Annotated in this window: 3 protein-coding genes; 1 reads left to right on the forward strand and 2 read right to left on the reverse strand. The window is 70.8% G+C overall.

The features are described 5' to 3' along the window. Positions 1 to 250 precede the first annotated feature (250 nt). Positions 251 to 949, forward strand: coding sequence for a bifunctional 2-polyprenyl-6-hydroxyphenol methylase/3-demethylubiquinol 3-O-methyltransferase UbiG (locus tag HV826_RS36090; protein ID WP_176421538.1), 699 nt, complete (start codon positions 251 to 253; stop codon positions 947 to 949). Between the two features lie 7 nt (positions 950 to 956). Here the strand turns inward: HV826_RS36090 and HV826_RS36095 are convergent, their stop codons facing one another. Together HV826_RS36095 and HV826_RS36100 are read right to left on the reverse strand one after the other, a co-directional pair. After that, positions 957 to 1,655 (reverse strand): response regulator transcription factor, encoded by a 699-nt coding sequence (locus HV826_RS36095; RefSeq protein WP_176421539.1) that lies wholly within the window; start codon positions 1,653 to 1,655, stop codon positions 957 to 959. Further along, complete coding sequence (locus HV826_RS36100; protein ID WP_176421540.1) at positions 1,652 to 3,181, reverse strand: ATP-binding protein; 1,530 nt, start codon at positions 3,179 to 3,181, stop codon at positions 1,652 to 1,654. Before HV826_RS36100 ends, HV826_RS36095 begins: the two co-directional genes overlap by 4 nt. Positions 3,182 to 3,425: the final 244 nt, after the last annotated feature.

Here is a 3,425-nt window from a genome sequence, read left to right on the forward strand (position 1 = left end):
GCCACGAAGAGCGCGCCCGCCCATCCCCATCCGCGCTTCATCTCGTCACCGTCCCCTGCTGAAAAGCCGACTGGCCCGAAGTGGGTCGTCGTGTTCAATCCCCGTTCGTTCGCAAGGACGGTGCCAGCACGGGCTGCCTCGAAGCATGGTGTGTCCGTCAGGCGCCGGACACGATGTGGGTAGTCCGCTTCCCACTGTGCGTACGTGCCTGTCCCGGGCGAGGCCGGATTCGTGCTACTTCCTTCGTCGAATGGGTGGTCATGACGCGCGGGGCCGGATGCCACTTTCTCTTGTCGGTCAGGAGCCGGACCTCCTGTTCTACACCCGTCAGGCGGCCGAGCATGGCGGGCCCGTGCTGGTGTTGGGAGCCGCCAATGGCCGGGTGGTGTGGGCGCTGGCGGGACATGGCTACGACGCCGTGGGCGTTGACCCCTCGGAGGCGATGATTCGCTCCGCCGAGGAGCGGCGCGGCTCGGAACCCGAGGACATCTCACGCAGGGCGCGCTTCCAGGTGGCGGACCTCCGCTCGCTGCGCCTGTCGGAGCGCTTCCCGCTGGTGCTCGCGCCCCAGCACGCGCTGGGCCTGGTGCCGGGGAAGGACGATTTGGAGGCGCTCCTGGCCACGGTGCGCCACCACCTCACGCCGGACGGCTCCTTCGTCTACGACGTGCTCAACACCCCCCGCGAGCCCGTGCTCCCCCGGGACGACGAGGCGCCCAGCGCCGGCCTGGAGCCCCGCCGCCCGCTCTTCACCCTCCACCTGCGCGAGCGGCGAGCCCCCGGTGGGCCCAGCCCCATCCGCCGCCTCAAGCTGCGGCACTTCTCGCCGGAGGAGCTGGACGCGGCGCTCACCGCGGCGGGGTTGGTGCCGCGCGAGCGCTACGGCCGCTACGACGGCAAGCCCTTCGACCTGGAGGACTCGCGCCACATCGGCATCGCCGGGCCGTGAGCGCCCGTCAGCGCTCGAAGCGGTAGCCCAGCCCGCGCACGGTGAGGAAGTGGCGAGGGGCTTCCGGGTCGGGCTCGAACTTCAGGCGCAGCTGACGCATGAAGTTGTCCACGGTGCGGGCGCTGCCTTCGTAGTGGTAGCCCCACGCGCCGGACAGCAGCTCCTCGCGGGTGAAGGTGCGCCCCGGGTGCGCCAGGAAGTGCGCCAGCAGCTTGAACTCCTGCGCGGTGAGCTCCACGGGGGTCGCCGCGCGCGCCACCGTGCGGGCGGCCATGTCCACGCTCACGTCGCCGAACGTCACCGGCGGCGGTGAGCCCGCCCCCGCGGACGGGTAGCGCCGGCGCAGCACGGCCTTGATTCGGGCCAGCAGCTCCTGGAGGCCGAACGGCTTCACCACGTAGTCGTCCGCGCCCAGGTTGAGGCCGACAATCTTGTCCGTCTCCAGGCCCTTGGCGGAGAGCACGACGACGGGCGTGTCCCGGCCGCGCTGGCGCAGCTCCTTGAGGACCTCGAAGCCGTTGAGCTCCGGTAACATGACGTCCAGCACCACCAAATCCGGCGACTCGTCCAGCGCGCGCGCCAGCCCCGTGCGGCCATCCTGCGCCTGGAGCACCTCGTAGCCCTCGAAGCGCAGGTTCATGGACAGGCCCGTGAGGATGGACAGGTCATCCTCCACGACCAGGATGCTCCGTGTCTTGTCGCTCATGCCTTCCCCGCCGGCAGGTGGATGGTGAACCGGCTTCCCTTGCCTGGCTCGCTCTGCACGGAGATGCGGCCTCCGTGGGTTTCGATGATGCGCCGGGCAATGGCCAGCCCCAGCCCGCTGCCTTCCGTCCTGCGCGTCAGCAGGTTGTCCACGCGGTAGAAGCGCTCGAAGATGCGCTTGCGCTCCTTTGGAGCAATGCCCACGCCGTTGTCCTCCACCGACAGGTCCACGCCCTTGCCGCTCGCCCGGGCCTGGAGGGTGATGCGGCGGTTGTCCGGCCCGCTGTACTTGTAGGCATTCTGCAGCAGGTTGAGCAGCGCGCCGGCCACCGCGGCCCGGTCCACGTCCAGCTCGGGCAGGCCGTCCGGCACCTCCACCGACAGGTCCACGCCGTCCTCCATGCGCTGGATGCGGAAGGCCTCCACCGCCGCGTCCACGAGCTCCGGCACCGGCACGATTTCGCGCTGGTACACCTTGCGCCCACCTTCGATGCGCGCCCAATCCAGCACGCGCTCGACGAAGATGGACAGGCGCTCCGTCTCGCGCATCAGCAGGGTGAGCACCTCCTGCATCTGCGCCGGGTCCTTCAGCCGCCCCAGGGCCAGGGTCTCGATGAACATGCGGATGGACGTGAGGGGCGTGCGCAGCTCGTGGCTCACCAGCGACACGAAGTCCGTCTTCATCCGCGACAGCTGCGCCTCGCGGTAGAGCGCGCGGCCGGTGTAGACGACGCCAAAGGTGAGCGTCAGGTAGAACACGCCCAGCAGCACGCCGTACAGCACGCGGTTGCGCGTGGACGCGCGCGCCACCGGGTCCTCGCCGGTGGGCAGCACCACCAGCCGGAAGTCCTGGAGGGGCGAGGGCAGCACGCGCTCCGCCAGGCCCGTGGGCCCCATGGCGCTGGCGCGCGCCTGCGCCACCTCGGACACCAGGCGCCCCATCAGCCCGCCCTCGGAGGGCTCCCGGGGCACGGGCAGCAGGGCGAAGCGCACCGGCTCGCTGGACACGGCCCGCGAATCCACGCGCTCGGCCAGCAGGGCCTCCAGCGTCTGCACCGACAGCCGCACGCCGTGCACCACGTCGCCGCGTCGCTCGGCGGCCACCAGCACCGCGCGTCCGCCCGCGGTGAGCGAGAAGACGGTGGGCTCGGTGGGCAGTCCGCCTGCTTCTGGCAGCACGGTGATGAGCGCCTCCTCCAACTGGGTGTCCCGGGTGCGGACCTTGCCCTCCTCCAACTGGAAGGCGCCGTTCGGCTCCGACACGGGCTGCCCGTCAGGGAGGATGAACTGGAGCTGGCCATTCACCGGGGCCAGGCGCGCCGAGGCGAGGAGGCCCGGCAGCTCCTCCGACAACGACTCCAGGGTGCCGCGCCAGGCGGCCTCCAGCCGCTTCTCCACGGCCGCGCGCTCGTTGATGATGGCCACCACTCCGAAGCCGGACAGGCCGGCGGAGGGCACCACCACCAGGACGATGAGCAGCGCGAACGTGCGCCGGAAGTTGAGGAAGCGGGGCGGAGTGCGGGACACGGCCCCCCTCCTTTACTCCCACCCGGCGCTACACGCTCGTGACGTTTCATCCACGCCCGCGCCAGGGGAGTGTCCACCGCTCACCTGGGGTGTGGGCGGATAGCATCGACTTCGGGTGTGTTCTGGTGCAAGCATGGACGGCCGCGGGGCAGGCGTGCGACGTGGGCCGGCCGCCTTCTTCCCCGCTCAGGACGCGGCCGTCCATGCTTGCACCAGAACACACCCGAAGTCGATGCTATCCGCC

It is taken from the genome of Myxococcus sp. AM010 (assembly GCF_013372585.1).
In the GTDB taxonomy this organism is placed as follows: Bacteria; Myxococcota; Myxococcia; order Myxococcales; family Myxococcaceae; genus Myxococcus; species Myxococcus vastator.

What these genes read in the sequence shown, in the direction of transcription:
- HV826_RS36090 (WP_176421538.1), top strand. Translation starts at nt 251, where the DNA reads ATGGGTGGTCATGACGCGCGGGGCCGGATGCCACTTTCTCTTGTCGGT.
- HV826_RS36095 (WP_176421539.1), bottom strand. Translation starts at nt 1,655, where the DNA reads ATGAGCGACAAGACACGGAGCATCCTGGTCGTGGAGGATGACCTGTCC.